Annotated in this window: 17 protein-coding genes; 7 read left to right on the top strand and 10 right to left on the bottom strand. The window is 63.4% G+C overall.

The genetic code is table 11. The features are described from left to right. Positions 1–57 precede the first annotated feature (57 nt). The 3 genes from CK227_RS12985 to CK227_RS12995 are packed head-to-tail and all read left to right on the top strand — an operon-like array spanning position 58 to position 3,818. Positions 58–1,536 (top strand): mannitol dehydrogenase family protein, encoded by a 1,479-nt coding sequence (locus CK227_RS12985; RefSeq protein ID WP_095773209.1) that lies wholly within the window; start codon positions 58–60, stop codon positions 1,534–1,536. Between the two features lie 15 nt (positions 1,537–1,551). Then, positions 1,552–2,235, top strand: coding sequence for an HAD-IA family hydrolase (locus CK227_RS12990; RefSeq protein WP_095773210.1), 684 nt, complete (start codon positions 1,552–1,554; stop codon positions 2,233–2,235). Beyond that, positions 2,232–3,818, top strand: a complete 1,587-nt coding sequence (locus tag CK227_RS12995) for an FGGY-family carbohydrate kinase (protein WP_095773211.1) — start codon at positions 2,232–2,234, stop codon at positions 3,816–3,818. The genes CK227_RS12990 and CK227_RS12995 overlap by 4 nt, the downstream gene beginning before the upstream one ends. An 8-nt stretch (positions 3,819–3,826) precedes the next feature. Here the strand turns inward: CK227_RS12995 and ugpC are convergent, their stop codons facing one another. From ugpC to CK227_RS13025, 6 genes are all read right to left on the bottom strand, one after another. Next, a complete protein-coding gene (gene ugpC, locus CK227_RS13000; RefSeq protein ID WP_095773431.1) occupies positions 3,827–4,906 on the bottom strand; it encodes a sn-glycerol-3-phosphate ABC transporter ATP-binding protein UgpC in 1,080 nt (359 codons plus the stop codon). Positions 4,907–4,908: 2 nt separating this feature from the next. Next, on the bottom strand, positions 4,909–5,955 hold the full coding sequence (locus tag CK227_RS13005) for an NAD(P)-dependent alcohol dehydrogenase (protein WP_095773212.1): 1,047 nt from the start codon (positions 5,953–5,955) through the stop codon (positions 4,909–4,911). Between the two features lie 15 nt (positions 5,956–5,970). After that, positions 5,971–6,783: a carbohydrate ABC transporter permease gene (locus CK227_RS13010; RefSeq protein WP_095773213.1), complete on the bottom strand. Its 813-nt coding sequence runs from the start codon at positions 6,781–6,783 to the stop codon at positions 5,971–5,973. After that, positions 6,780–7,646, bottom strand: a complete 867-nt coding sequence (locus CK227_RS13015; protein ID WP_095773214.1) for a sugar ABC transporter permease — start codon at positions 7,644–7,646, stop codon at positions 6,780–6,782. The genes CK227_RS13010 and CK227_RS13015 overlap by 4 nt, the downstream gene beginning before the upstream one ends. A 129-nt stretch (positions 7,647–7,775) precedes the next feature. After that, the gene (locus tag CK227_RS13020) at positions 7,776–9,008 is read right to left on the bottom strand and encodes an extracellular solute-binding protein (RefSeq protein ID WP_245318139.1); all 1,233 of its coding nucleotides are present in this window, start codon (positions 9,006–9,008) and stop codon (positions 7,776–7,778) included. Positions 9,009–9,290: 282 nt separating this feature from the next. Next, positions 9,291–10,208 (bottom strand): AraC family transcriptional regulator, encoded by a 918-nt coding sequence (locus CK227_RS13025; RefSeq protein ID WP_095773432.1) that lies wholly within the window; start codon positions 10,206–10,208, stop codon positions 9,291–9,293. Between the two features lie 253 nt (positions 10,209–10,461). Here CK227_RS13025 and CK227_RS13030 point away from each other — a divergent pair, with 253 nt between their 5' ends. Beyond that, positions 10,462–11,865 (top strand): MATE family efflux transporter, encoded by a 1,404-nt coding sequence (locus tag CK227_RS13030; RefSeq protein WP_095773216.1) that lies wholly within the window; start codon positions 10,462–10,464, stop codon positions 11,863–11,865. Between the two features lie 64 nt (positions 11,866–11,929). Here CK227_RS13030 and CK227_RS13035 read toward each other — a convergent pair whose 3' ends face one another. Beyond that, on the bottom strand, positions 11,930–13,393 hold the full coding sequence (locus CK227_RS13035; RefSeq protein WP_095773433.1) for a caspase family protein: 1,464 nt from the start codon (positions 13,391–13,393) through the stop codon (positions 11,930–11,932). Positions 13,394–13,529: 136 nt separating this feature from the next. Here CK227_RS13035 and CK227_RS13040 point away from each other — a divergent pair, with 136 nt between their 5' ends. From CK227_RS13040 to CK227_RS13055, 3 genes are all read left to right on the top strand, one after another. After that, on the top strand, positions 13,530–14,255 hold the full coding sequence (locus CK227_RS13040) for a hypothetical protein (RefSeq protein ID WP_095773434.1): 726 nt from the start codon (positions 13,530–13,532) through the stop codon (positions 14,253–14,255). Between the two features lie 340 nt (positions 14,256–14,595). Then, positions 14,596–18,012: an autotransporter gene (locus tag CK227_RS13045; protein WP_179296441.1), complete on the top strand. Its 3,417-nt coding sequence runs from the start codon at positions 14,596–14,598 to the stop codon at positions 18,010–18,012. A 506-nt stretch (positions 18,013–18,518) separates the two neighbouring features. Then, a complete protein-coding gene (locus tag CK227_RS13055) occupies positions 18,519–19,403 on the top strand; it encodes an AraC family transcriptional regulator (RefSeq protein WP_095773218.1) in 885 nt (294 codons plus the stop codon). Positions 19,404–19,487: 84 nt separating this feature from the next. Here the strand turns inward: CK227_RS13055 and CK227_RS13060 are convergent, their stop codons facing one another. From CK227_RS13060 to CK227_RS13070, 3 genes are read right to left on the bottom strand one after another with little or no spacing between them, the layout of a single operon-like run. Continuing rightward, entirely contained in the window at positions 19,488–20,135 is a 648-nt protein-coding gene (locus tag CK227_RS13060; protein ID WP_095773219.1) for an amino acid ABC transporter permease, read from the bottom strand. Further along, entirely contained in the window at positions 20,132–20,788 is a 657-nt protein-coding gene (locus tag CK227_RS13065) for an amino acid ABC transporter permease (RefSeq protein ID WP_095773220.1), read from the bottom strand. The genes CK227_RS13060 and CK227_RS13065 overlap by 4 nt, the downstream gene beginning before the upstream one ends. A 6-nt stretch (positions 20,789–20,794) precedes the next feature. Continuing rightward, complete coding sequence (locus tag CK227_RS13070; RefSeq protein WP_095773221.1) at positions 20,795–21,601, bottom strand: transporter substrate-binding domain-containing protein; 807 nt, start codon at positions 21,599–21,601, stop codon at positions 20,795–20,797. Positions 21,602–21,623 lie beyond the last annotated feature (22 nt).

Here is a 21,623-nt window from a genome sequence, read left to right on the forward strand (position 1 = left end):
CCAGAGAGGACGGGAGGGCGGAGTAACGAGGCCGAAGCCGGCCAAAGGGTAAAACAGATGACCGTGAAACTCTCGTCTTCAAACCTCGCCAGCCTGCCCGGCAATGTTGCCGTTCCGAAATACGACCGCTCGAAGCTCAAGGCCGGCATCGTGCATTTCGGCGTCGGCAATTTCCATCGCTCGCACCAGGCGGTCTATCTCGACGATCTGTTCAATTCAGGTGTCGGCCATGACTGGGCGCTGGTCGGCGCCGGCGTGTTCGAGGGCGAGAAGATCGGGCGCGGCAAGCTCGAAGAGCAGGACTGGCTGACCACGGTGGTCGAGCAGGATGAGGGCCATATGAGCGCCCGCGTTACCGGCGCCATGATCGACTTCCTGATGCCCGGCGATGCGGCCCGCATCATCGAACGGCTGGCCGACCCGGCGATCAAGATCGTTTCGCTGACCATCACCGAAGGCGGCTATTTCATCGACCCGGCGTCGGGCGTCTTCAACCCGGCCCATCCGGACATCGTCGCCGACGCGCAGCCGGGCGCGACGCCGAAAACCGTGTTCGGCATCATCCTGGCCGGACTGCTGCGCCGGCGCGACGAGGGCACCGTGCCGTTTACCGTGATGTCCTGCGACAACATCCCCCATAATGGCCATGTCACCTCTGACGGCGTCATCGGCCTGGCGCGGCTGATCGACGAGGATCTGGCCAGTTGGGTGAGCAGCAACGTCGCCTTTCCAAACGGCATGGTGGACCGCATCACGCCGGCCACCACCGACCGGGAGCGCGGCATACTGGCCGAGGATTTCGGCGTCGAGGACGCCTGGCCGGTGTTCTGCGAACCGTTCCGGCAATGGGTGCTGGAAGACCGCTTCACCGATGGCCGGCCGCCGCTGGAAAAGGTCGGCGTACAGTTCGTCAGGGATGTCGCCCCCTACGAATTGATGAAGATCCGCATCCTCAATGGCGGCCATGCGACGATCGCCTATCCGGCCGGGTTGATGGATATCCATTTCGTCCATGAGGCGATGCAGGAGCCGCTGGTGCGCGGCTTTCTCGACAAGCTCGAGCATGACGAGATCATCCCGACCGTGCCGCCGGTGCCGGACACAGTACTGGAGGACTATTACCAGCTCATCGAGAAACGCTTCTCCAACCCCAAGATCGGCGACACCATCCGCCGGCTCTGCCTCGACGGCTCCAACCGTCAGCCGAAATTCATCATCCCGACCATCGCCGACCGCTTGAAGGCCGGAAAAGGCGTCGCCGGCCTGGCGCTGGAATCGGCGCTGTGGTGCCGCTACTGCTTCGGCACGTCAGACAGCGGCGCCGTCATCGAACCCAACGACCCGAGCTGGGACCGGCTGCAGGCGACGGCAAAGGCGGCAAAGGAGGCGCCCGCCGCCTGGCTCGCCATGGAGGACATCTATGGCGATGTCGGCCGCGCCAAGGCATTCGTCGAGGCCTTCGGCCATGCGCTCAACGTGCTGTGGGCGAATGGCGCGCGCGCCACGCTGACCCGCTACATCGCCGGCGAGCTCTGAGAGCCATCAGCCATCATGACGCCTGAACTGGTCATCTTCGACTGCGATGGCGTTCTGGTCGACAGCGAGGCGCTCTCCGTCTCGGCGTTGCTCGGCATGATCGAACGTGCCGGCGGCACTGTCAGCGAGGACGCTGCCTACGAGCACTTCCTCGGCAAGAGCATGAAAAGCGTGCGCGAGATCCTTGCCCGCGACTTCGGCCTGGAGATCAGCGATCAACATCTGACCGCCATGCGTGTCGACCTGATGCGAAAATTCCGCGAGGAGCTCAAGCCGATCCCCGGCGTCAGGGAGATGTTGCCGAAGCTCGGCCTGCCGTTCTGCGTCGCCTCTTCGGGCACGCTTGAGCGCATCCGCTATGCGCTCGACGTTACCGGTCTGCTCGGGTTGATGGAGCCGCATCTGTTCAGCGCCGCCATGGTGGCCAAGGGAAAGCCGGCGCCCGACCTTTTCCTGCACGCCGCCGCCATCATGCAGGCACATCCGCGCAAATGCCTCGTCATCGAGGACAGTCCGGCCGGCGTCGCGGCGGCGCGCGCGGCCGGCATGCGCGTCCTTGCCTTCACCGGCGGTGCGCATGCCGGCAACCCCGCTTTGAAAGCGCGGCTTGCGTCGAGTGAACCGGACTTTATATTCGCTGACATGCTGCAATTGCCCGATCTGATTGCAGGCCTGGGAGCGAGAGTTAGAGCATCTTGACGAAACAGTTTGTTTGCGCGGTCGATGTCGGCACCGGGAGCGCTCGCGCGGGCATTCTCGATGCCAGTGGTACCTTGCTTGGCCGCGCCGATCGGCCGATCGCCATGAACCAGCCGAAGCCCGATCATGCCGAGCATGATTCGCGCGATATCTGGTCGGCGGTCTGCGCCGCCGTGCGTGCCGCCCGCGAAAAAGCCGGCGTCGCCGCGCAAGATATCGTCGGCATCTCCTTCGACGCCACCTGCTCGCTGGTCGTGCGCGACCGGCAAGGCAATCAGCTCAGCGTTTCGACCACCGGCGAGAAGCGCTGGGACACCATCGTCTGGCTCGACCACCGCGCCATCGCCGAAGCCGATGAATGCACGGCGAGCAGCCACGAGGTGCTCAACTATATTGGCGGCGTCATGTCGCCGGAGATGGCGACGCCAAAGCTGATGTGGCTGAAGCGCAATCTGCCAGATACGTGGAATGAAGCCGGCTATCTATTCGACCTGGCCGATTTCCTGACCTGGCAGGCGACCGGCTCGCTCGCTCGTTCGCAATGCACGCTGACGGCGAAGTGGACCTATCTGGCGCATGAAGGCACCGCGTGGCAGCGCGATTTCTTCGAGATCGTCGGCCTCGACGACCTTTTTGAGCACGGCAATCTGCCGGAGCGGGCCAGTCCAGTCGGCGCCGACATTGGTCCGCTGACGGCGCAAGCGGCGGCGGAGCTCGGCCTGACGCAAAGCTGCCGGGTCGGCGCCGGGGTCATCGACGCCTATGCCGGCGCGCTTGGCGTGCTCGGCGGCTTTGCCGGCGACGAGCAGGATATCAGCCGGCATCTGGCACTGATCGCCGGCACGTCGAGCTGCGTCATGGCGATGTCGCCCGACCCGCAACCTTTCGCCGGCGTCTGGGGGCCCTATTACGGCGCGGCGCTGCCGAAGCTGTGGCTGTCGGAAGGCGGCCAGTCGGCCACGGGCGCGCTGCTCGACCACATCATCCGCTGGCACGGCGCCGGCGGCGAGCCGGACGCCGCCATGCATGCCAAAATCGCCAAACGAGTCGCCGAACTGCGCGCCGCCGAGGGCGAGAACCTCGCCGCACGCCTGCATGTGCTGCCGGATTTTCACGGCAACCGCTCGCCGCTCGCCGACCCGCATGCCGTTGGCGTCGTCAGCGGGCTGACGCTGGATTCGTCCTTCGACAGCCTGTGCAAGCTCTACTGGCGCACCGCCGTCGGCATCGCGCTCGGCGTGCGCCATGTGCTGGAGGCGCTGAACGAGAACGGCTATCTGATCGACACGCTGCATGTCACCGGCGGCCACACCAAGAACCCGCTGCTGATGGAACTCTACGCCGACGCCACCGGCTGCACGGTGGTCGAGCCGCTGGCCGACGAGGCGGTGCTTCTCGGCACCGGCATGGTCGCCGCCACCGCCGCCGGGCTCTTCCCCGACCTCAACGCCGCCTGCCTTGCCATGCAGCAAGGCGGCAAGAGGCGTGCCGCCAACCCGGCCGCCGGCGCCCGCTTCGATCGCGACTACCGTATCTTCCTGGAGATGCACCGCCAGCGCCAGGCGCTCGACGCCATCCGGTAGGCCTTTGCCTACTGCTTGCGCAGCGACGCGCCCGACGTGGCGTCGAACAAATGGATGGCCTCTTCCTCGAATGTGTAGCGGACAGGGGCATTCAGCGCCGGGCATTCACGCGCCGGGACCAGCGCGCTGATCTCCTTGCCGCCGGAGCCGAACGTCACCAGCGCATCATTGCCGTGGAATTCGATGAGATCGGCCGTGCCTTGCAATATGCCGGCGGCGCCGGCCGTCTTCAGGTCCGGCGGCCGGATGCCGAGCACGGCGCGGTCGCCATGCCGCAGATGGAAACCCCGGCCCTCGATAGAAAGAACCGTTCCGGCGCCGGTCAACGTCCAGCCATTGCCTGTGCGGCCGACCGTCACCTCGACGAAATTCATGTTCGGCGTGCCGATGAAGCCGGCCACGAACATGTTGGCGGGGCGCAGATAGATTTCCGCCGGCGGGCCGATCTGCTCGATGACACCCTCTTTCAGCAGCACGATGCGGTCGGCGAGCGTCATCGCCTCCAGCTGGTCGTGGGTGACGTAGACGGTGGTGGTCTTCAGCGACTGGTGCAGGCGCGCGATCTCGACGCGCATGTGGTTGCGCAATTTGGCGTCGAGATTGGAAAGCGGCTCGTCGAACAGGAAGACTTTCGGCGTCTTGATCATCGCGCGGGCAATGGCGACGCGCTGCTGCTGGCCGCCGGAAAGCTCGGCCGGCTTGCGGCCGAGGTAAGGGTCCAGCCCGAGCGTCCTCGACACCGCGTCGACACGCTTGCGGATCTCGGCCGCCGGCACCTTCTGGCGCCGCAGCCCGAAGGCGATGTTGTCGAAGATCGTCATGTGCGGATAGAGCGCGTAGTTCTGGAACACCATGGCGATGCCGCGGTCGCCCGGATCGAGGTCGTTGACCACCTTGCCACCGATCGAGACCTCGCCGCCGCTGATGTCCTCCAGCCCCGCCAGCATGCGCAGCAAGGTCGACTTGCCGCAGCCGGACGGGCCGAGGAACACGACGAATTCGTGCTCTTCAATGCTGAGGTTGAGATCGCGGATGACCGTGGTGGCGCCATAGGCCTTGTCGACATGGGAGCAAACGATCGCGGACATGATCATCCCTTCTCGCCGGTGAGCAGGATCTGCAGCTTGACGTCTTCCGGATTGCCCTGGGCAGCGCGCTCGAATGCCTCGATGCTGTCGGCGAAATCATAGGTGCCGGTGATCAGCGGCTTGAGGTCGACCTTGCCGGAGGCGATCAGCTGCAAGGCGCGGTCGAAGATGTTGGCGTAGCGGAACACCGTCTCGATGCGCACCTCCTTCGAGATCGCCGCCGGCACGTTGAGGGCCACCAGTTCCACCGGCAGGCCGACCAGCACCACCGCGCCGCCCGGCCGCACGACATCGAACAGATCGGCGAAGGCCTTCGGGCTGCCGCTGGCCTCGAAAACGATATCGGCACCCCACTTGTCGGTCGCCGCCGCGACCGCCTCGGCCAGCGACTGCTCGCCGATATTGACCGGCACGATGCCGGCGTACTGCGCGGCGATCTTCAGCTTGGGTGCGGAAAAATCGGAGATCAGCACCTTCGAACAACCGCCGGCCAGGGCGGCAAGTGCGATCATGATGCCGATCGGGCCGCAGCCGACGACGACGGCGACATCGCCGGGGACGATGCGGGCTCGGCTTGCCGCCTGCATGCCGATGGCGAAGGGCTCGACCATGGCGCCCTCGGCGAAGGAGACATTGTCCGGCAGTTTGTAGGTGAAGGCGGCGGGGTGCACCGCATAGGGCGCCAGCACGCCATGCACCGGCGGCGTCGCCCAGAAACTGACGTCGGGGTCGACATTGTAGATGCCGAGCTTCGTCGCGCGCGACGACAGGTTCGGCACGCCCGGCTCCATGCAGACGCGGTCGCCGACCTTGAACGTCTCGACATTGGCGCCGGTCTCGACGACCGTCCCCGCGGCTTCGTGACCGAGCACCATCGGCGCGCGCACGACATAGCTGCCGATGGCGCCATGCGTGTAATAATGCACGTCGCTGCCGCAGACGCCGACCGTGTGTATGGCTATCTTGACGTCGTCCGGTCCGACATCGAGCGGCAGCGCGATCTCGCGCAGCGACAGTTCGCCTTTTTTCTCAAGCACCAGTGCCCGCATCGGGAAATCCTCACATCAAGTCTTTTTTTGCCGGAAAACGGAATTCAGGAAGCCGCTGAGCACGCCGAGGAACAGCAGCGGCGGCAGCGACAGGAGCACGACCGAGGCGTTGAGAATGCCCCATGGCACGTTCATGCCTTGCTGGGAGAGTTCGGACGCGACGATCGGCAAGGTCTTGGCGTTGGAGCTCGACAGCATCAGCGCGATCAGGAATTCGTTCCAGACCAGCACGAAGCTGAAAGCGACCGCCCCTGCCAAGGAGCGGGCGGCCACCGGCAGCGCGATGCGCCAGAACACCGAATAGGCGCCGTAGCCGTCGACGAAGGCGGCTTCCTCGATCTCCTTCGGCACGCTCTGGAAGGCCGGGATGGCGAGCCACATGATCACCGAGATGGTGAGCAGCGAATAGGTGATGATCAACGCCGGCAAAGTGTCGTAGAGGCCGACCTGCAGCCAGATCACCATCAGCGGGATGGCCACCGCCACCGGCGGCAGGAAGCGCAGCGACAGGACGAAGAACTGAATGTCGCCAGCCCAGCGGTTGGGATAGCGCGCCACCGCGTAAGCCGCCGGCAGACCGAGCACGACGCCGATCAGCACGGCCGACCCGCAGGCGACGACCGAGTGGTAGAGCCCGGTCAGCACGCTGTCTCGGCCGATGATATAGCCGATGTTGGCAAGCGTCGGCGTGAACACCAGGCGCGGCACGCGGGTGATGATGTCGACATTGTTCTTGAGCGCATTGAGAGCCGTCCACAGCAGCGGGAACACGGCCAGGAACCCAGCCAGCGCCAAAATGGCCTTGCCGATCAGTCTGCCGGGCCTCATGCCTGCACCCGCTTCCACAGCATGGTGAAGGTGATGACGGTGGCGATCATCATCAGCACGGCCATGGCCGAGGCGTATGAAACCTTGCCGGATTCGATGAAGCCTTGCGAGAAAGCGTACATGTCGAGCGTCTCGGTCGCAACGCCCGGACCGCCGCGGGTCATGACATAGATCAGGTCGAAGGAGCGCAGCGATTCGATCATCTTGACGAACATCAGGCTGATCAATGGCGCCTTCAGCATCGGCAAGGTGACATAGGCGTGGATCTGCCAGCGTCTGGCATGGTCGAGCCGCGCCGCCTCGATCGGCTGCGGCGGCAGGGTTTCGAGCAGTTTCAGCACGATGACGGCGAAGAACAGCCCCCATTGCCAGACATCGACCGACGCAACGGCGAACAAGGCCGTCGCCGGCTTGGACAACGGGTCGAAGATCAGCCCGCCGGTGACGAGCCTGTAGGGATAGGTGGCGATGCCGTAGAGCGGGTGATAGGCGAACTTCCAGACGAAGGCCGCCGAGACGCGCGGCAACAGAACCGGGATGATGAAGAGCAGGCAGTAGACATTGCGCAGGCGTGGGCTGGCGACCTCGAACATCAGCACGCCGAGCCCGATCGCCACCACCATGGTGGCGACGACGGTGACGATCTCCCATTTCACCGACACCCAGACCGCGTTGAGGAAGCGGCGGTCGAGGAACAGGTCGACGAAGTTCGACAGCCAGACCCAGGAATAATCGGGCGTGCTCAACTCGCGGTTCTGCAAGGCGATGACGATGGCGTAGAGCGTCGGCACCATCGACAGCACCAGAAGGATGGCGATGGTCGGAACGACGAAGGTGACAGGGAGCGACGTGCGTCGGGCCATGGGCATCTATCCTCGCTTGCGTCTCGGTCGTGTCGGCATGATTTCCTCATTGGGCAAAGTCCCGCGGCGCGCAGGTCCTGGCATTGCGGACAATGCCGCGGACCGCGCGCCACGGGCGGGAGGATGGCGTTATTTCTTCTTGGCCAGCTCGGTGGCATAGGCATCGAGTTCGTTGAGGCCGCCCTTGATGTCGGTGCGGGTGCCCGTCACCAGTTCCTCGAGAATGATGCCCCAGCGGTCGCCGAGATCGGGCCAGCGCGGATCCTGCCAGAAGTTGACCGCCGTGGCCTTGCCGGTTTCGGCCAGCGCCTGGCCGAGATCGGCGCCGTAGATGTCGGCGAACTCCTTGCTGGCCAAGATGCTGGTGCGGTTCAGCTCGCCGAACTGGTGGGCGTCGAGCCGGCGCTTCTCGTTTTCCTTCGATGTCGCCCAGGCGATGAACAGGCCGGCGCATTTCTTCGAGGCATCGTCGGCATTGGCCTTCGCCGCGATGGCGAGGCCATGGCCGTAGCCGCCGCCGGGCAGCGGCGAGGGCGGCGGCAGGAAGCCGATCTTGCCGACCACCTGCGAGGTCTTCGGATCGACCGCCATGCCCGACAGCGGCGTCGATTCGACGAGGATGGCGACCTGGCCGGACAGGAAGGCGCCGGTCGATTCATCCCAGCTGCCGGTCTGCGTGCCGGGTGCCGAATCCTTGAACAGCTTGAGGTAAGTCTCGGTCGCCTTGACGGCGGCGTCCGAATTGAAGACCGGCTTGTCGCCATCGAACCACTGGCCGCCATAGGCCTTGAAGAACGGCATCCAGCGCCAGACATTGGCGCCCGAGCCGCGTGCGCCGCGCAACGCGATGCCATACATGCCCTTGTCCGGGTTGGTGAGCTTCGGCACGTCGGCGATCAGTTCGTCCAGCGTCTTGGGCGGCTGGATGCCGGCGGCCTCGAGCACGTCCTTGCGGTAGACCATCAGGTCGCCGCCGCCGGTCAGCGGCGCGAACCAGACCTTGCCGTCATAGGTGGCGACCTTCTGGCGGCCGGGGTCGAAGTCGGCATAGTCATAGTCAGCCGGGTAATAATCGGTCAGCGGCACGATCCATTTCGACGAGGCAAACAGCGCAACATTGGCTTCGTCGACATAGTAGACGTTGTAATTGCCGACGGTGGACGCATCGGCGCGTGATTTCGCCCGGCGGTCGTTCTCGTTCAGATAGTCGATCTGGAAGCCGGCGCCGGCAAGCTTCTCGAACTCGGCCTTGGAATCCTCCAGAAGCGTCAGGCCGTCGCGCGGCTGCGCCAGCACCTTGACCGGCGCCGAGCAGACCGGCGCCTGCGCCAGCGCGATGGTTGATACGGTAGCGGAAAGCATGAAAGCTGCGCCCAAGCCCGCAGCGAGCCGAATTGGTTTCATTGATTTTTCTCCTCCAGGAACATTCGCAGGAAGCGCAAGTCCTCGGGCTCCGCGATCCTCACCATCGCCCGAGCGACAAGCCACCCATCGCCAAAATGCGGAGTTCAACCGGGCCAAGCTAGAAGCCCCGTTGCAGCAAACCTGTACTTTTATGCATTGTGCAGCGCAAAATCCGGTACTCTGCAACGAAGTCCGTCACATGAGTATCGATCGCGTGAAAGCCGCTGATTTAGCCTGTGCTTATGCGCGCATCGTCAGGCGCTGGCGCGACAGCTTGCGATAGGAGGACGGCGTCATCTTGTGCCTGCGCAGGAAGGCGCGGTTGAAGTTGGAGATGTTCATGTAGCCGACCTGGAAACAGATGTCGGTGATCGCGACATCGGTGTCGGCCAGGAGCTTGCAGGCCTGCCAGAGCCGGAGCTTGGCGAGGTGGTCGCTGAAGGAGTTGCCGGTGTTCTTCTGGAAGAAGCGCGAGAATGTGCTCTCGCTCATTCCGGCGCGTTCGGCAACGTCGGGCAGCTTCAGATCCTCGGCGAAATGCTGGAACAGATAGGTCAGGGTGCGCTGAATGATGTCGAGCGAGGCGGCGTCGAGAACCGGCGAGAAATCCGGCGACGACAAGAGCTCGTATTCGTCGGTCCTGGCCAGAAGGTCGACCAGTTCGAGGAACAGGCAGAGGCGGGCGAGCCCATGCACGGTTCCCATCCGCTCCATCAGCTCGGCGCCTTCCAGTGCCGTGCGGCCGTGAAAGACCATGCCGCGCAGCGAGCGCTCGAGGAACGGCTCCAGTTCGCGCAGTTCCGGCAGCAGGCCCGCCGAGCCGCGCAGCCTCTGCGCATCGAATTGCAGGACGATGTCGCGGCCTTCGATCAGCTCGCCCGACTGCACCGCCGTTACCCAGTCGTGCGGCAGGCCGCCGCCGACAATAGTCAGGTAGCCCGGCCCGAATTCGCCGATGTGATCGCCGACCAGGACCACGCCGGAGGATTTCCGCAGCAGGTGGATTTCGTATTCCGGATGGAAGTTCCAGACATTGCGTTCCCAGGGATAGTCATCCAGCCGCCACAGGAAACTGTCGCTCGCTTCGGTAACGATGTGCTCGAAGGCCGGCGCCGTGCGCGGAATTGCGGCCGTGTTCTTTCGCTGCCTGAACGCCATCCATTCCTCCCGGCGGGTTCGCCGGCTGCCGGTCTCCACGGCAATCCCTAACAGCCAGCGGCCGGCAAGGGAACGAGGTTGCGGCACCCCCTGGAATGGCGCTGGCTCAATCGGTGCCCGATCCTCCTCCCTTGCCATCATGTCGCATTTCGTTCAATAGACGGCGCAAACGCTGCGAAACCGAAGGTTTTGCCGTTTGCAATGCGGCTTCCGGCCTTATGCCGATGCGCCGCAACCTTGAAAGAGCGGAACAATGTCTGCGATCGAAGCCGGCGCTCGCGCGCCGGAAAATCTTTGGCGTCAGGAAATCAGGGCGACGCTGGCACTCGCCTGGCCGATGGTGCTGACCAATCTTGGCCAGACCGCGATGACGGCCACCGACGTCATGATGATGGGCAGGCTCGGGCCGGACACGCTGGCCAGCGGCGCGCTCGGCGCCAACCTCTATTTCATGCCGCTGATCTTCGGCCTTGGCCTGATGCTGGCGACCTCGCCGATGATTGCCACCGAGCTTGGCCGCCGCGGCTATTCGGTGCGCGACCTGCGCCGCACCGTGCGCCAGGGCCTGTGGCTGGCGATCCTGATCTCGATGCCGATCTGGATCGTGCTCTGGCACGGCGAGGCGATCCTGCTGGCGATGGGCCAGGAACCCGCGCTGGCGCATCAGGCCGGCATCTACCTGCGCTGGCTGGAATGGGCGGTGCTGCCTTTCTACGGCTATATCGTGCTGCGCTCGTTCATCTCGGCGCTGGAGCGGCCGGGCTGGGCGCTGATCATCGTCTTCGTCGCCGTCGCCTGCAACGCGCTGTTCAACTGGGTGTTCATGTTCGGCAATCTCGGTGTCCCGGCCATGGGCATTGCCGGCTCGGGCCTTGCCACATCGCTCTCCAGCACGCTGATGTTCATCGGCATGGCTCTCGTGGTGACGCTGGAGAAAAAGTTCCGGCGCTACCGCCTGTTCGGCCGCTTCTGGCGGTCCGACTGGCCGCGCTTCAAGGGCCTGCTGCGGCTCGGCCTGCCGATCGCCGGCATCCTCGCCTTCGAGGTGACGATCTTCAACGCGGCAGCCCTTTTGATGGGGCTGATCGACGCGGATTCGCTTGCCGCGCATGCCATTGCGATCCAGATCGCCTCGATCTCCTTCATGGTTCCGCTCGGTCTCAACCAGGCGGTGACGGTGCGCGTCGGGCTTGCGCATGGCGCCGGCAATCCGGAAGGCGTGTCGCGTGCCGGCTGGACCGCCTTCGTCATCGGCGTCTCGTTCATGGCGCTGATGGGGTTGGTGATGGTGCTGTGGCCGCATCTGCTGATCAGCGCCTTCATCGATCTCGCCAACCCGGCCAATGCCCGGGTGATCGCGCTTGCCGTGTCGTTCCTGGTGTTTGCCGCACTGTTCCAGGTCTTCGACGGCGCGCAGGCGGTCGCCGCCGGCATGCTGCGCGGCTTGCACGACACCAAGGTGCCGATGATTTACGCAGCGATCGGTTATTGGGGCGTCGGCCTGCCGCTCGGCGTGCTGCTCGCCTTCCATTTCGGCTTCCACGGCGTCGGCATCTGGATCGGCCTGTCATCGGGGCTGGCGGTGGTGGCGGCGCTGCTTCTGGCGCGCTGGCTGCGCCGCGACCGGATCGCACCGGCGCTGGCGTTCGGGCATTGAAAGCAGCAATCGCCAACGGTCGCCATGTCCCGACATTGTGGCGGCCGCTCGGTTGCCTGTCGTTCTAAAATACCCCACCGATGCCAATTCCCCCGCTAATGTCGGGAGGTGGTGCGGCAGGCGCACGGCTGGCGCGGGGTTTCTTCGCTGACTGCGCCTTTGACCGGTTTCCTGAAGACGTGCTCTCGTCCGAAACCAGTTTCGTTCTGGCTGGATCCTTGTTTTTCTTGACGATGACGGCTTGCCTGCACACGCGCCCGGATTGCAGGAAGAGGTCGCTCAACAATTCGAATGTCGGGTCGGTCGACACCGCTGGCTGCTTGCGATTGCGATAGTAATCGGTCAACGCGCGTACCGAGCCGCTGCCCCAGTCGCCATCCACGTCGAGCCGATAGCAACCGAGCCGGCGCAACTCTGTTTGAACATTGCGCGCAAGGCTGTTGTCCTTGTCCACTTGTCCCTGTCCGTCCGGCGTGCCGACAATCAGGGTTTTCAGCCCCGACACGACATTCTGCCGGTCGTCGGCAATGTTACTGGGCGGCGACAGGCTGGCCACCTTTGTCCCGCTCGCGGAAGGCGAGGCCTCGACCTGCTGGCCGGAGATATCGACAGAGCGGAGCGTCTGGCCAACGATCAGGACCGCCGTCTGAAGGTCGTAAGAAGCCAGTTCCTGTACGAGCTTCTGCTTGGCAGCCGGATCCGAGAGAATTTGCGACAGGCTCGCGCTCAATTGCGCCGGATCAAGTGTCTGCTCCTCGGTGAAATAGAACTGCTCGCGCAGATTCGACTGATCCCAGGGCACCTGCCTTCCGACGGTCAGGGCCTCGGTTTCGTTGCGGACGCGAATCATCATGTCCGAAACGCTCAGTCCCGGAATCTCGATATTGTGCACAAGCGCGGTCGTGAACGGGCTGTTCTGTCCGCCACCGTCCACGGTTATGTTGCCCGGCTGGGTGGCGAACGCGATGAAACTGTTTTCGCCAATGTCGACCTGCGCCAAACCCGCGCTTTGTGCGCCGGCGGCAGCTACCGGGTTGTTGCGGCAGGCGTCGAGGAAAATAAAGGTCTGACGGTCGCGGCTGGCAAATTTGGTCATGATATCGTTGAGTTTGACTGAACTCGCCTGAAGCTTGTCGATACTTTCGGCATTGGCATCGGTCGGCACCAGATAGTTCTCGCCCTGAATCTGCACGCCGTGACCGGCGTAGAAGATCAGAACCGCATCCGCCTTCGACAGTTTGGCGGCCGCATCGGCAAACAGCTCGTCGAAACCGGCGTACGAAAGGTCCGTGCCTGTCACAACGTCGAAGTGGAGCCTCTTCAGCGTCTCCGATAAGACGATTGCGTCATTCGAGGCATTGGCAAGATGTGGAAGCCTGTCGTTGTGGTAGCTGGAGTTGCCGATGACGATCGCCAGTCGATTGTGATGCGGCGGCGCCGCGTTGCCTTCCACGGCCGCGCGGGCAGAGGACAGCATCATCAGCAGCAGCACGGCAAGGAGTGCAAAAGAGCTGCGTTGATAGGTCATATCGGCACCTCCTTCGCCCATAGGCGCCTCAATCCGCTGCGGACGCGATTTTTACATCAAGGATCGTTTCAAAGATAGGAAAAAGGGATTTACATGCGCCTGGTTCGATATCCGGGTAGCAACGGTGGAGGACAAAATGCCGGGCAAAATCAACCTTGCGCTGCCGGTTTACGGGGCAGCCTACAAGAGCATCTTCGTCCGCAGCCTGTTCGCAACCCTGACCCACAAAAGTCTGTCCGGCTACGCGTTCAGCCTATCGGAAATTGAATATACCGACATTCCGTTTTCCCGAAACTACCTGCTGACGAACTTCTACTACAACAAGCCGGATTGCAGCCACATCCTGATGATCGACAGCGACATGGGCTTCTCGCCCGGACTCATCGGGGCGATGCTTGAGTTGAACAAGCCTGTGGTCGGCACATTATATCCTCGCCGCGTGATCGACCTTCAAAAACTCCACGCCCTCTCGGCGCTCCCCTTCGAAAAAGCCTATGCGCAAAGCCTGGAATTCCTTGGAACCGTCACCGAACCCCGGCAGGAAATGGGCGGCTTTGTCCGGGTGGAGTCATGTGGCACCGGCATTTTTTTGGTGTCCCGCGACTGCATAGGAGAGATGATCGAGAAACTGCCTGAAGCGATAAATCGGGGCCGCTACAGAAACAACAAATACACCGCCCGTTTCGAGAATTTCCTAACGCTGTTCTCGAAGATCGTGACGCCGGACGTCGACCTTCCCACCGATTTTTCCTTCTGTCATCGCTGGGTCAAGCAATGCGGTGGCGAGATATGGGCTTGTTATGACCGCAAGATCGCACATGCCGGAGACATGACCGTCTCGGCCGCTTACTCTGATCTCTAGAGCCTCTTTTACGCAATTCGGGCGTAAAGGCTAGGGCGAAGTCGCCGAGCCTAGCCCGTTACGCACTTTTCCCGGAATTGCTCTAGATATCATATTCCGGAGCGTTGACGCTCCAATAAAGTCGCTTCAAGTCTTGAGCAGTGGCCTCGCGGTAACAATAGCCCGACAATTGCCGAAGGCGCGGCGCCAACTCATTGCCGTAAATCAGCGCACCGCGTACAGTTACGCCGCTTACGCCGCTTGCGCCGGGTCGCCGATGCGATTTTGACCGGCCTATTGTTACTGATGTCGATTTTCATCAGGCGGGGGTGAAATGCGCATATCAAACAGAGCTTGTCAGTTGGCCGGCGTTTCGCTGCTGGCGCTGACGGCGGCATTTGTCTTCGAGGTATCTGACGCGGCGGCGTGCACCGCGACCCCGGACAGCACCACGACAACAACCGGCTCAGGCGTTGCAACCGTAAACACGATAGACACGAAGTCGGTCACCGTCGAGTGCAGGACGACGGGAGACTCTCAGGACGTCGACGGCGTGTTCACGACCCGGTTCACCGGGTACACCGGACTGGACAACAGTTCGTCAACCGTCATCGTCCACGACTACGACGGCAACGGCGATGACGTCGTGAATATTTTCGGCGGCATCATAACCGACAGCGCGGATTCGACTCCGGTCGTCAGCGGTCTTCCGCCGATAACGACACCGGTAACACCCTCTCTTGAGCCTACGATCGGAACCATCGAACTGCTTGGCGGAAACGACCGGTTTCTGATGTCTGACGGCGATTACCTGGGGGATCCGTTCGCACCCGACGTCCAGGCCAATCTCGACACCGGCGCAGGCGACGATTCGGTCACCATCGAGAGCGGCAGGATTCTCAACATCGAGCTTGGGGACGGGGCCGACACCGCAACCATCACCGGCGACCGTACGACGGTCGGCGATGTAGACGGTGGCGCGGGCCAGGACAGGATATCGGTTGGCGTTGCGATCACCGGCGGCACCGCCGTATTCAGCGCGCCAACCACCGGACTCATCTCAGGCGGCGATGGCAACGATACCGTCAGCATCGGCGGCGGCAATGTCGCAGGCGTGGACGGCGGCGCCGGAAACGACACCATCGAGGTCGACGGCGGCACCGTTGCCGGCAATGTGGACGGCGCCGACGGCAACGATACGGTCACGGTCACCGGCCTCGCTGCCATTGACGGCAATATATTCGGCAACGCCGGCAACGATACCGTCAATATCAATGGCGGCACCGTCGGGACGACCGCCGAGCGGGCCAATGTCGACCTCGCCGACGGTTCCGATATTTTCAATATGAGCGCGGGCCACGTCACCGGTTCGGTTTTGGGCGAAGGAGGCGGCAACACCTATGACGTCAGCGGCGGCACGATCGACGGTTCGATCTTTGCCGGTAGCCAGGCCGACAAGGTGACAATCTCCGGCACTGCCCATATCGGCGTGGATCCGGGCGACGACGGGACAGGAAGCGATTCGGTCGGTCTCGAAGGCGGCGACGACAACTTCACCATGACCGGCGGCACGCTCGCCGGCGGCGTCAGCGGCGGCGACGGCACCGATACGCTGGATATCAGCGGCGGCGGCATTGCCACCTACGTGAACGGCGGCGCCGGAAACGACGTCATATCCCTTACGAACGGCGCAATGGTGGGTGGCGATGTTTTGGGAGACGATAACGACGCTGAAGCCGGCAACGACACGGTCACGATCGACGGCGCCCGGGTCAACGGCTTCGTCTCCGTTCTCGCTGGAAACGATACGATCATCTTCAAGAGCGGCACGATCGGCACGGCTGCGGCGCCGAAGGGAATCGACCTGGGCGACGGCGCCGACATCGTCCAGATGAGCGGTGGCACGGTTAACGGCAATGTCGGCGGCGGCGCCGGAAACGATGCCGTCACTGTTTCCGGCGGCACCGTCAACGGCAATGTCACCGGCGATGGCGGCGACGGCGACAGCATCGCAATATCCGGCGGCACGATCAACGGCAACGTCGACGCCGAGACGGTCGGGCTGACCGGCGGCGCGGTCAATGGCGGCATCAATGGGCAGCACGTCGAACTGCATGGCGGCACGGTGACCGGCAATGTCAGTGGCATCGGCGCAGACACGCTGGTCATCGACAATATCGGCGCGATCGATCCCTTGAACCTCGCCAACGGCGTCACCTTCAGCGGCATCGGCGCCAATGCCCAAATCAGCGACGTCGACCTTGCCGCCGGCGGCAGCAAGACCGAGAATTTCGTTGGCTTCGACCATGTCGCGTTAAGCAACGCGACACTCGCCTTCGCACCCGGCACGACGCAGCAGATCAACAATCTGCTGCTCGGCCCCGGCTCGACCCTTTATGCCCCCGGCAACATTACCTTGACCGGCGCGATCACCGCCACGAACGCGACGATCAACATGATGAACGGCACGGCGGGTGATGTCCTCACATTGGGCGGCATCACGCTCAACAACTCGACAATCGCGTTGGATCTAAACCAACAGACGGGCCAGGCGGATCATCTGGTCGCCGCGGCATTTGCGGCAACCGGGGCAAACGTCGTCAACGTCAATCTGATCGGAGCGCCGAATTTCACCGGCCAGACCGACATTCCGATCATCGTGTCGACGGGCGCCCCCGTGACGGGCACCTTCACCATAACCGGCATCCCCGGAACACCCGGCGCCTTGTTCACCTATTCCGTACTGGAGGCGCCGGACGGCTCCCTGTTGATCCGGGCAACGCCCGCCGGTTTCGGCATCGCCACGGCGCCCGACAGCGCCGTCAACGCCAGTATCGTGGACGTTGCGGTGGACGCGCTCTACGGCATCAACAAGGATGCGCTGGACGCGGACCTGGCATTGGCCAACGGCTCTGCGAGAATCGCGATCTCGCCGTCCTTCGGCGTGTTCGCGTCGGGCCAATTCGCGCATACCGAGCATGATGGCTACGATGTTTCAGACGGCGGCTTCAGCGGCGTCGGCCCGACTTTCGGCGCCGACGATTTCTCGGCCGCCATCAGCCTGGATTTCAATGCGGCGAAGCATTTCGGCTTCGATACCAAATACGGGCTCAACCTCGGCCTTTTCGCCGGCTACGCCTCCACCGATGTCGGGCTCGATCCGTTCCAGGGCTTTGTCGACATTGGCGGCGGCAGGAACCGCAGCGGCATGTTCGGCGGCTATGCGCTGTTCCGCCAGGACTACAACTACGCGCTGGTGTCGGCGTCGGCGTTTATCGGCAACACGGATGTGAGTAACGGCGTGCTCGACACGACCGGCAGCTACGATACGCAAGGTTACGCCGTCACGGGGTCGGTCGGCCACATCTTCAGGCTCGGGGACCGCACACGGTTCGACCTTCGCGGTGGACTGCTCGGCGTCACCTTCAAGGGGGATTCGTATACGGACAGCGGCGGCAACGAATTTGGCCAGAGCAGGATTTCCTTCGGTGCCGTGCAGTTTGCGCCCGGCATCTATGGTGATTTCAAGCTGGAAAACGCCATGGTCTTCAGCCCCTACGCGCGGTTGGAACTGCAGCAACGGTTTGGGGCGAAGAACACCACGGAAATCGACACAAGAAAGGTAACCTTCGATGACGCCGACTTTTCGGCCGCGCTGTCGACCGGCTTCAACCTGAAGATGACGGAAGCCACGACACTGAACGGCGAAGTGCGGGGAAAGTGGTCCACCGACAGTTCAACGCTCGGCGCCAAGCTCGGCCTCAAAGTAGCGTTCTAGAGCAATTCCAGGAAAAGGGCGCAGCGGTCAGGCTCGGCGACTTCGCCGTAGCCTGCCGAGAGCGGCCAGGCGCCGGCCCCAATCGGCATGGCGCGGGCTGAACTCCGTGCCGTTCTTGCTGCTCCACAGGCCGCTGCAGCCATGCATGGCCACGACCGCCGGAAACGGCCCTTGCCCCGCGGTTTGAACAGCATTGCGTCCAGCGTCGCCGGCACGTTCTTGCCGTCGGCCGCTATGCTGACGCGATCGGGTTCCTGGGAGGTTGCCGCGGCCGGCTGTGTCATCCAAAAGGCAAAGAGGCCCGCGGGAGCGACACGATATTTCGCCTGCATCGCCAGAGCCCCTCCCTCCCGAAGCCGTTGCGCTCACCTTGAAGCGCGGCACGGCCTACCGCAAATCAGGGTTGCGTGGTGAAGACAGGGAAACCGACCAGGCCAAAGCGCAAGATCGGTCGAGCGTGACATATCTGGTAGCGCCTATCTGGTGCTGCCACGGAGGAAGAGACGGTGAAGGCGTCCGTTGAAAACTATCATGCCCGGATGCAGCGGGTGCTGGACCACATAGACCAGCATCTGGACGGCGATCTGGGCCTGGAAGCGTTGAGCGGCGTCGCGGCGTTCTCGAAATTCCATTTCCACCGGCAATTCATGGCCACCTTCGGGCTGTCCGTGCATCGCTACGTCCAACTCGCCCGCATGAAGCGCGCTTCGCACAGGCTTGCGGCGAGCGATGCCCAAAGCGTCACCGATATAGCGATGGATGCCGGGTACGACGCACCGGATGCCTTCGCCCGCGCCTTTCGGCAACGGTTCGGACAGTCGCCTTCGTCGTTTCGGAAATCTCCCGACTGGGGGGCGTGGCTCATGGCCTTCGGGCCTTTCGACAAAGCAAGGAACACGCTCATGCAGATCATCTTTGACCACGACGACGTGACGATCCGCGATGTACCGCCCACACCGGTGGCGATCATGGAGCATCGCGGCGACCGGGCGACACTCCAGGACACCATCCAGCGGTTCATCGCCTGGCGCAAGGCCGCGGGCTTGTCGCCCGAGACAAGCCCGACCTTCAACGTCTTCCGTTCCGAAAGGGAGCCCGCGATCGCGGCCGACTACAGCATGGACATTTGTGTCGGGACCGATCGGCCGATCGATGAGAAGGACGGGCAGATGAAGGCCGGCGTGATCCCCGGCGGACGCTGCGCGGTGCTGCGCTACCCCGGCAACACCAACAATCTCGAACCCGCAGCACTCTACCTTTATCGTGAATGGCTTCCGGCCAGCGGCGAGGAAGTGCGGGACTTTCCGGTCTATTGCCAGCGCTGGCTGTCCCGCCTCGCGGAGGGCCCGCTGCACGAAGTGGTCGTCGAACTCTTCCTGCCTCTGAAATAGCGAGTGGGATAGCGGCTTGTCCCTGCTGATCGCGAGAAGCGGACAAGCCCGTTGTCCACTCCATCTCGGTTATTCCGCCTGGACCTAGCGGACCGCCGCGCGCTTTTCGAGCGAACGGGCATATTGCGTCAGCGGGAAGCACATGAGGAAGAAGATCAGCGCCACCAGCCCATAGACCTTGAACGGCTCGAAGGTGGCGTTGTTGATGGCGTTGGAGGTCCGCACCAGTTCCTCGAAGCCGATGATCGAGGTCAGCGCGGTCGACTTGATCAGCTGCACCAGGAAGCCGACCGTCGGCGCGCGGGTGATCGAGAATGCCTGCGGCAGGATGATCAGCCTGAGCTCCTGCAGATAGTGCAGGCCGAGGCTGGCGCCGGCGTCCCACTGGCCGCGCGGCAAGGCATCGACGCCGGAGCGCCAGATCTCGGCGAGATAGGCGCTGGCGAAGAAGGTCAGGCCGAGCACCGCCGCGGTCCAGGGCTCGATGCGCAGGCCGAGCATCGGCAGACCGAAGAACATCAGGAACAGCTGCATCAACAGCGGCGTGCCCTGGAACAGGGCGATGTAGCCCGAGGCAAGGCGCCGCCTCCATTTATGCTTGGAGATCCGGAAGAACAGCACCGCCATGCCGACCAGCGCGCCGCCGACAAAAGCGGCCAGCGACAGCAGCACCGTCCAGCGTGTGGCCAACAGAAGGTTGCGCACGATGTCCCAGAAAGTGAACTCGATCATGATACGCCCGCTCCGAGCGCGCGGCGGCCGCCGGTGACCAGAAGCCGGCGCAAGGCCATCGACATTGCGAGGTAGACCAGCGTCACGACGAAATAGGTCTCGAAGGACCGGAAGGTGCGCGCCTGCAGCATGTCGGCCTCATAGGTCAGCTCGCGCACCGCGATCTGCGACACAACGGCCGATTCCAGCATCATGATGACAATCTGGCTGGTGAGCGCCGGATAAATGATCTTGAGGGCTTGCGGCAGCACGATCTTGATGAACACCTGGCGGGGCCTGAGCCCCAAAGCCAGGGCGGCTTCCGTCTGCCCGCCCGGCACGGCATCAAGCCCGGCGCCGACGATCTCGATCGTATAGGCCGCCATGTTGAGCGTCATCGCCAGCATGGCGGCCAGGATCGGGTCGAGCCTGATGCCGAGGCTGGGCAGGCCGAAGAAGATGAAGAACAGCTGCACCAGGAACGGCGTGTTGCGCATCACTTCGACATACCAGGCGATGGCGTGACGCAGCAGCGCGGGGCCGTTTCGCCGTCCGGCGGCGCCCAGGATGCTGAGCAGCGTCCCCGCCAGTGTGGTCACGGCGATCAGCAGGATCGTCGTGGCCGCGCCGTGCGCGATGTCGCCTAAAGCACCCGGGAGCCAGGCAAAGGCCACGGGGGCTCAATCCTTGAGGTTGTCGGGATTGAGCGGCGTCTTCAGCCAGGCTTTCGAGCTTTCGTCCAGCTTGCCGTCGGCCAGCATCTTGGCGATGGCGTCGTTGACCGCCTTCTTCAAGCCGTCCTCGTTCTTGTTGAGGCCGATATGCGAGGGCGAGGTCAGCAGCTGGAACTTCTGCTCCGGCTTCAGCGCATCCTGCTTGGCCAGCACCTGGGCGCCGACATCGTTGCCGACGACCATCAGCTGGGTCTGCCCGGAGATGAAGGCCTGGATGACCGAATTGTAGTTGTCGAAGCGCTTGATGTCGGCCGAGGCCGGCGCGGCCTCGGTCAGCGAGGTGTCCTCAAGCGTGCCGCGATTGACGGCGATCGACTTGTCGGCAAGGTCTTCCTTGCCTTTGACCGACATCGCCGCCGGGCCGATCACCGCGATGTAATAGGGCGCGTAGGCGGCGGCGAAGTCGATGACCTGCTCGCGCTCCTTCGAGTAGCCGACGCTCATCAGTATGTCGACGCGATGGTCGTTGAGATAGGGGATGCGGTTCTGGCCGGTGACGGCGACCGGGTTGAGCTTCACCTTGAGCGTGTCAGCGATGTATTGCGCGACGTCCATGTCGTAGCCCTTGAGGCTCATATCGGCGCTGGCCGAGGAGAAGGGTGGGAAGTCGGCGAAGACGCCGACATTGATGGTGCCGGCCTTGGTGATGTCAGCGAGAGCATCGGCATTGGCGGCCTGGGTGGCGATGCCGAGGCCGGCCCCGAGCACCAGGACGGCGGCAATGGATGATTTCAGTGTCGAGTGGATTGTCATTTTTATTCCCCTTCTGGAAGCT

It is taken from the genome of Mesorhizobium sp. WSM4308, from assembly GCF_002294905.1.
Lineage (GTDB): Bacteria > Pseudomonadota > Alphaproteobacteria > Rhizobiales > Rhizobiaceae > Mesorhizobium.

Bases quoted from the DNA above. Each gene is read 5' to 3' on its own strand.
- CK227_RS12985 (WP_095773209.1), top strand. From the start codon at position 58: ATGACCGTGAAACTCTCGTCTTCAAACCTCGCCAGCCTGCCCGGCAAT.
- CK227_RS12990 (WP_095773210.1), top strand. From the start codon at position 1,552: ATGACGCCTGAACTGGTCATCTTCGACTGCGATGGCGTTCTGGTCGAC.
- ugpC (WP_095773431.1), bottom strand. From the start codon at position 4,906: ATGTCCGCGATCGTTTGCTCCCATGTCGACAAGGCCTATGGCGCCACC.
- CK227_RS13005 (WP_095773212.1), bottom strand. From the start codon at position 5,955: ATGCGGGCACTGGTGCTTGAGAAAAAAGGCGAACTGTCGCTGCGCGAG.
- CK227_RS13010 (WP_095773213.1), bottom strand. From the start codon at position 6,783: ATGAGGCCCGGCAGACTGATCGGCAAGGCCATTTTGGCGCTGGCTGGG.
- CK227_RS13015 (WP_095773214.1), bottom strand. From the start codon at position 7,646: ATGGCCCGACGCACGTCGCTCCCTGTCACCTTCGTCGTTCCGACCATC.
- CK227_RS13020 (WP_245318139.1), bottom strand. From the start codon at position 9,008: ATGCTTTCCGCTACCGTATCAACCATCGCGCTGGCGCAGGCGCCGGTC.
- CK227_RS13025 (WP_095773432.1), bottom strand. From the start codon at position 10,208: ATGGCGTTCAGGCAGCGAAAGAACACGGCCGCAATTCCGCGCACGGCG.
- CK227_RS13030 (WP_095773216.1), top strand. From the start codon at position 10,462: ATGTCTGCGATCGAAGCCGGCGCTCGCGCGCCGGAAAATCTTTGGCGT.
- CK227_RS13035 (WP_095773433.1), bottom strand. From the start codon at position 13,393: ATGACCTATCAACGCAGCTCTTTTGCACTCCTTGCCGTGCTGCTGCTG.
- CK227_RS13040 (WP_095773434.1), top strand. From the start codon at position 13,530: ATGCCGGGCAAAATCAACCTTGCGCTGCCGGTTTACGGGGCAGCCTAC.
- CK227_RS13060 (WP_095773219.1), bottom strand. From the start codon at position 20,135: ATGATCGAGTTCACTTTCTGGGACATCGTGCGCAACCTTCTGTTGGCC.
- CK227_RS13070 (WP_095773221.1), bottom strand. From the start codon at position 21,601: ATGACAATCCACTCGACACTGAAATCATCCATTGCCGCCGTCCTGGTG.